The sequence below is a fragment of the Bradyrhizobium sp. genome, assembly GCF_035484855.1.
In the GTDB taxonomy this organism is placed as follows: Bacteria; Pseudomonadota; Alphaproteobacteria; order Rhizobiales; family Xanthobacteraceae; genus Bradyrhizobium.
The window spans coordinates 1-6,481 of sequence record NZ_DATHOP010000282.1; the positions used below are offsets into that span (position 1 = coordinate 1).

Annotated in this window: 5 protein-coding genes; 2 read left to right on the forward strand and 3 right to left on the reverse strand. The window is 63.8% G+C overall.

Annotated elements, in window-relative coordinates; all coding sequences use genetic code 11:
- From VK804_RS31785 to VK804_RS31795, 3 genes are all read right to left on the reverse strand, one after another.
- Window positions 1-1,035 (reverse strand): phosphoenolpyruvate carboxylase (locus VK804_RS31785; protein WP_325752254.1); only part of this gene is annotated, 1,035 nt, incomplete at its 3' end.
- Between the two features lie 212 nt (window positions 1,036-1,247).
- Entirely contained in the window at window positions 1,248-2,795 is a 1,548-nt protein-coding gene (locus tag VK804_RS31790; protein ID WP_325752255.1) for an acyl-CoA synthetase, read from the reverse strand.
- A gap of 135 nt (window positions 2,796-2,930) precedes the next feature.
- Window positions 2,931-3,746, reverse strand: coding sequence for a crotonase/enoyl-CoA hydratase family protein (locus VK804_RS31795; protein WP_325752256.1), 816 nt, complete (start codon window positions 3,744-3,746; stop codon window positions 2,931-2,933).
- A 106-nt stretch (window positions 3,747-3,852) separates the two neighbouring features.
- Here VK804_RS31795 and VK804_RS31800 point away from each other — a divergent pair, with 106 nt between their 5' ends.
- Both VK804_RS31800 and VK804_RS31805 read left to right on the forward strand, forming a co-directional pair.
- A complete protein-coding gene (locus VK804_RS31800; RefSeq protein ID WP_325752257.1) occupies window positions 3,853-4,725 on the forward strand; it encodes an SDR family oxidoreductase in 873 nt (290 codons plus the stop codon).
- Between the two features lie 33 nt (window positions 4,726-4,758).
- On the forward strand, window positions 4,759-6,336 hold the full coding sequence (locus tag VK804_RS31805) for a fatty acid--CoA ligase (protein ID WP_325752258.1): 1,578 nt from the start codon (window positions 4,759-4,761) through the stop codon (window positions 6,334-6,336).
- Window positions 6,337-6,481: the final 145 nt, after the last annotated feature.

A 6,481-nucleotide genomic window follows, 5' to 3' on the forward strand; every position in this document is an offset into this window, starting at 1 on the left:
GGGTTCGCCGCTGCGATGCGGCGATTTATCCGGCGAGCGCTTCGCGAGCGCGCGCAGATCCTTGGAAACATCGGTCAGATGCGCCGCCAGCGACAATTCGGAGCCGAGCACATGCAGCTCCTCCAGATAATAGCGCAGCACCCGGCTCGACTGCAGTTTTAGCGTGCCGCGCATCACTTCTGCCGTCACGAACGGGTTGCCGTCACGGTCGCCGCCGATCCAGCTTCCCATCTTCAGGAACGACGCCAGTTCGCCGGGCGCGGCGCTGTCGCCCTCGTTGAGCTTGTCCTCCAGCTTGCAATGCAGCCGCGGCACCTCGTGCAGGAAGGTGTAATCGTAGAACGACAGGCCGTTGGCGACCTCGTCCAGCACGGTGAGCTTGGTCCGGCGCAGCAGGTTGGTCTTCCACAGCGTCAGGACTTCGCGGCGCAATTTCTCGTCGCTCGCCGCAAGCTCCTCGGGCGTCAGTTGCACCCGCTCGCGCCGGTCCAACAGCGCCGCGATCTCCATCTCGCGGTCGATGGTGCTCTTGCGGCGAACTTCGGTCGGGTGCGCGGTCAAGACAGGACTGACCAGTGCGGTCGCGAAGAATTTGCGCAAGTCGGCCGCGGAAAAGCCGGCCGCGCGGGCATGCGACAAGGTCAGTGCCAGCGTTCCCGGAAGCGGTGTGGCGCTCGCGGCAGAACGCATCTGGCGGATGTTGTTCTGGTCCTCGGCAATATTGGCGAGGTGGGAGAAATAGCTGAAGGCGCGCACGATACGCACCGTCTGGCTGATCGACATGCTGTCGAGAATCACTTCCAGCTCGCGCCGCGCCGTCTTGTCTTCATCCCGGTGGAACCGGATCGAGGTCTGCCGGATGCGCTCGACCAGGTCGAACACGTCGGCGCCCTCCTGGTCGCGCACGGTGTCGCCGAGGATGCGTCCGAGCAGGCGGATGTCATTCCGCAGCCGGACGTCTTCCTCGAGCGCCTGGGCATCCTCGGCGCGATTGGACCGCAATTCAGGTTCGGAAGGCATGGTCTGGGGAGACATGGCTGACTACTCCAGAGGCTGCCCGGCAAGGCGGAGTGTGCAACATTTTTGCCGCAGTGCAAGATAAAGATGGAGGCGGTCTCAATTTGTCGTCCCTGCGAAAGCAGGAACCCATAATCCCGGACGCCAGATCTTACGGAAGGCGTCTGCGGGAGTGCTCTATCGACAGATCACGCGGTATGGGTCCCGGCGTTCGCCGGGACGACGGTGGTTTAAATCCTCCGCCCCGCTCGCTCCCAATAGGGATCGCGCAGGCGGCGCTTGAAAATCTTGCCGGAATCCTCGCGCGGCAGGTTTTTCTGGATTTCGACGTGTTTTGGGACTTTGTAGTCGGCCAGCGCCGTCTTCAGCCGGGCGCGGATCTCGGCAACGTCCAGCGTCACCCCCGCTTGCGGTTCCACCACCGCCATCAGCGCCTCGCCGAATTCCGCGTCGGGGATGCCGAAAACAGCGCAATCATGCACCCCCGGCACCGCATGCAGCGCGGCCTCGATTTCGGCCGGATAGATGTTGACGCCGCCCGAGATCACCATGTCGCGCTTGCGGTCACAGATGAAGACATAGCCGTCCTGGTCGATGTAGCCGACATCGCCCGAGGTGATAAATCCCTCGCGCTCGATCTCGGCGCGCTTGTCCGGCTTGTTGTGATAGGTGAAGTCCGGATTGCCTGATATCCGCGAATAAATCTCGCCGATCTCGCCCTGCGGCAGCACCCTGCCGTCCTCGCCGATGAAGCGCAGTTCGGCGCCCGGCGCGATCCGGCCGACGGTGCCGGGCTTGCTCAGCGCGTCCTCGGAAGTGGCGAAGGTGACGGCGCCGGATTCGGTCGAGCCGTAGAATTCATAGATCACCGGGCCCCACCATTCGATCATCGCGCGCTTGACGTCGGCGGGACAGGGCGCGGCGGCGTGGATGATATGGCGCAGCGAGGAAACATCGTATTTGCGGCGTACTGCCTCGGGCAGCTTCATCAGCCGGATGAACATGGTCGGCACCATGAAGATGGTGTCGATCCGCTCCGTCTCGATCAGCCGCAAGAACTCTTCCGGCTCGAACCGCGGCAGCAGGACCAGCGCGCCGCCGAGCCGGCCGGAGCGCAGGCCGAACGAATTCGGCGCGGAATGATAGAGCGGTCCAGGCAGCAGTGCCCGTGCCTGCGGCTGCAGGCCATAGATCAAACCGCGCATCCGCTCGGCGGAAGCGCTCTGTTCCGGCGTCGGCGCATGGCGCCGTACGCCCTTGGGATTTCCCGTCGTCCCCGAGGTGTAGATCATGTTCGCCGGCTGCGGCCGCGCCGGGCCATCGTAAGGCGTTTGTTGGGCGAGCCAGATTTCGAAATCGAGTGCGAAATCGGGCGTGGCGAGAAGATCGGGATCGATCCTGTAATTCGCCAGGATTTCCGGCGGCGTCGGGACGCTGAGCACGGTAACGCCGGCCGGAGTAGCGTCGCGCAGCTGATGCAGCAGGTCGGCATGGCCGACCAGCACGCGCGTGCCGGAATCCCGCAGGATGTAATTGATCTCCTCCGGCTTGAAATGCCAATTGACCGGCACCGCGTAGGCGCCGAGCCGCATCGCGCCATAGGCCGCCTCGATGAAGGCGATGTCGTTGCGCATCAGGATGCAGACGCTGTCGCCTTGGCCGACGCCGAGCCGCTCGAAGCCGCCGGCCATCCGCGCGGCGCGATCGGCGACCTCGGCATGGGTGCGCCGGCGCTGGCCGCTGATGATGCCGAGGAAGGGGGAGGAGGTTTCGGTCATTTTCTTTTTCGTTAGAGCGCGTCGACAATTTTGTCGTCATCACCGGGCTTGTCCCGGTGATCCACGTCTCACCTTCGTTGCCGCAAGTGAAGACGTGGATGGCCGGGACAAGCCCGGCCATGACGAGAAGCGCGATTATCCCACATCCGCAAAGCGCGGCGCGCGCTTTTCGATGTTGGCGCGGACGGCTTCGGTCTGGTTCGGACTACCCAGCAGCCTCTGCTGCTCGACGGATTCGGCGAGCAACGCGGGGCCGGGATCGATCGAGAGCTTGCCGAGCATGCGTTTGGCGGCGCGGATTGCATCGGGGCTTTTTGCCGCGATTTCTCGCGCGACTTCAAAAGCCGCAGCGCGCGGATCGTCGCAGATCCGCGTCGCGAGCCCGTAACCCAGCGCTTCCTGCGCCGAGAAAATCCGGCCCGTATAGGTCAGTTCGCGCAAGATATCGTCGCGCACGAGGCTCGCCAGGATCGGCGTTCCCGCCATGTCGGGCACCAGCCCCCACTTGATCTCCATGATCGACATCCGCGCATCCGGCGCGAGATACCGCATGTCGGCACCGAGCGCGAGTTGAAAACCGCCGCCGAAGGCCACGCCCTGGATCGCGGCGATCACAGGCACCGGCAGCTGCCGCCAGCCCCACACCGCCTGCTGCGGGAAATTGGCGAGACCATGGGTACGCTCGGCCAGATCGCGCTTCTCGCCGCCGGCGACGCCATTGCCACCCTCGTCCTTCATCGCAGCAAAGCGGCCCATGTCGAGGCCGGCGCAGAACGCGCGGCCCTCGCCGGACAATACTACCGCCCGCAGCCCCTTTTCCTGGGCGAGACGGCCGGAGGTCGCGACCAGCGCATCGAACATGGCGGCATCGAGCGCATTCATCTTGTCCGCCCGCACCAGCCGGACATCGGCGACGCCGTCCGAAATCGAGACCGAGACGCGATGCTCCATGAGAATTCTCCCCTGCACTTCTTCGTTGTTGCCGCTTTACAGAATGGCGTCGGCCGGATTTAGTCAATCAACCAATTAACAGACATTTTTCAGGGGTGGAAACGCCATGTTCAGCGAAAAGCTTCTCGCCGACCGCCGCATCCTCGTCACCGGCGGCGGCACCGGGCTCGGCAAGTCGATGGCGGCGCGCTTCCTTGAACTCGGCGCCGAGGTCCATATCTGCGGCCGCCGCAAGGCCGTCTGCGACGAGACCGCGACCGAACTGATGGACCTCTATGGCGGCCGGGTCACCAGCCACGGCGTCGACATCCGCAACCCGCTGGCGGTCGACGAGATGATCGAGACGATTTTCCTGGAAGGCGGGCTGACCGACCTCATCAACAACGCCGCCGGCAATTTCATCTCGCGCACCGAAGAACTCTCGCCGCGCGGCTTCGATGCGGTCGCCAACATCGTCATGCACGGTACGTTCTATGTGACGCATGCGGTGGGCCGGCGCTGGATCGCGATGAAGCAGCGCGGCAATGTGGTGTCGATCACCGTGACCTGGGTCCGCAACGGCTCGCCTTACGTGGTGCCATCGGCGATGAGCAAGTCCGCGATCCATGCCATGACCATGTCGCTCGCCACCGAATGGGGACATTACGGCATCCGCCTGAACACGATCGCGCCCGGCGAAATCCCAACCGAAGGCATGAGCAAACGGATAAAACCTGGCGACGAAGCCGGCGCGCGGACCAAGGCAATGAACCCGATGGGACGCGTCGGCAAGATGGAAGAATTGCAAAACCTCGCGGTATTCCTGATTTCCGGCGGCTGCGACTGGATCAACGGCGAGACCATCGCGATGGACGGCGGCCAGGCGCTGGCGATGGGCGGCAATTTTTACCAATTGCGCGACTGGAAGGATTCCGACTGGACGGCCGCGCGCGACTCCATCAAGGCGCAGAACGAAAAGGACCGCGCGGCACGGGGGTAATCCGGTCAACGAAATAATATTCACGGGGGAATCATGTCTCAACAAACGGCAAACCTTGCCGAGGTGGTGCGTGCGCGGGCGAAGAGCCGGGGCGACGCCACGGCTTTTGAATTCGAGGGACGCCAGACCAGCTTCGCCGAGCTCGATGTCAACACCAACCGCGTCGCCAATGCGCTGATCGCGCTCGGCGTCAAGCCGGGCGAGCGGATCGCCTATCTCGGCAAGAACAGCGACATCTATTTCGAACTGCTGTTCGGTGCGATGAAGGCGAATGTGGTGATGGCGCCGGTGAACTGGCGGCTGGCCGGACCCGAAGTCGCCTTCATCGTCGAGGACTGCAAGGCGCCGGTGCTGTTCGTCGGGCCTGAATTCATCACGCAGGTCCGCAATATCCGGGCGCAATTGCCCGGCGTGCGGACAGTGATCACGACCGAAGGCGGCGGCGCGCCGGAATGGCCGGATTTTACGGTATGGCGCGATACACAGAGCAGCGACGAGCCGAAGGTCGCGATTAATCCGAAGGACATCGCGATCCAACTCTATACGTCGGGCACGACGGGCAAGCCGAAAGGCGCGATGCTGTCGCATGCGAATATGCTCAATCTGGTTCAGTCCGGCAACGAGGCGGAAAAGCCCGAGTGGAACGAATGGACCGAGGACGACGTCTCGCTGGTGGCGATGCCAATCTTCCACATCGGCGGTTCCGGCTGGGGCGTGCTTGGGCTTTACCATGGCGCCAGGGGCGTGATCGCCCGCGAGTTCGATCCGACGAAAGTGCTGGATTTCTTCGAGCAGTCCGGCATCACCAAATTGTTCATGGTGCCGGCGGCGATGCAGTTCGTGGTGCGCCAGCCGCGCGCGCGGAGCGTGGATTTCTCAAAGCTGAAATACATGCTCTACGGCGCCTCGCCGATCCCGGCGGCGCTGCTGAAGGAGTGCATCGAAGTGTTCAAGTGCGGCTTCGTGCAGTTGTACGGCATGACCGAGACCACCGGCACCATCGTGGCGCTGCCGCCGGAAGACCACATCGAGGGGCTGGAGCGGATGCGCTCGGCCGGCAAGGCGCTGCCGGGCGTTGAGCTGGCGATCCTCGATGCCGATGGCAAAAAATTGCCGCCGCGTGAAGTCGGCGAGATCGCCACCCGCTCCGGCTCCAACATGGCCGGCTACTGGAACCTGCCGGAGGCCACCGCCAGGACCCTCGACAGCGACGGCTGGTTGCGGACGGGCGATGCCGGCTACATGGACGAGGACGGCTATCTCTACATCCACGACCGCATCAAGGACATGATCATCTCCGGCGGCGAGAACATCTATCCGGCCGAGGTCGAAAGCGCGATCTGCGACCATCCCGATGTCGCGGAAGTCGCGGTGGTCGGCGTGCCCGACGACAGATGGGGCGAGGCGGTCAAGGCGATCGTGGTGATGAAGCCGGGCAAGCAGGCAACCGCATCCGACATCATCAATTTCACGCGCGAGCGGATCGCGGGTTTCAAGACGCCGAAATCGGTGGACTTCATCGCCGCGCTACCGCGCAACGCGTCGGGGAAGATCCTGCGACGGCACCTGCGCGATCCGTATTGGGAGGGGAGAGAGCGGCAAGTGAATTAGCCACCGTCGTCCCGGCCTTGAGCCGGGATCTACCGTGTTGCATGTCAAGTGGCGGAGGCGCCTTTCCAGGGCTGGCCTGACCTGAGCACGGCGTTGGCGAAGACGACGAGGCGTCGGAGCACGGCGATGAGGGCAACTTTGGGCG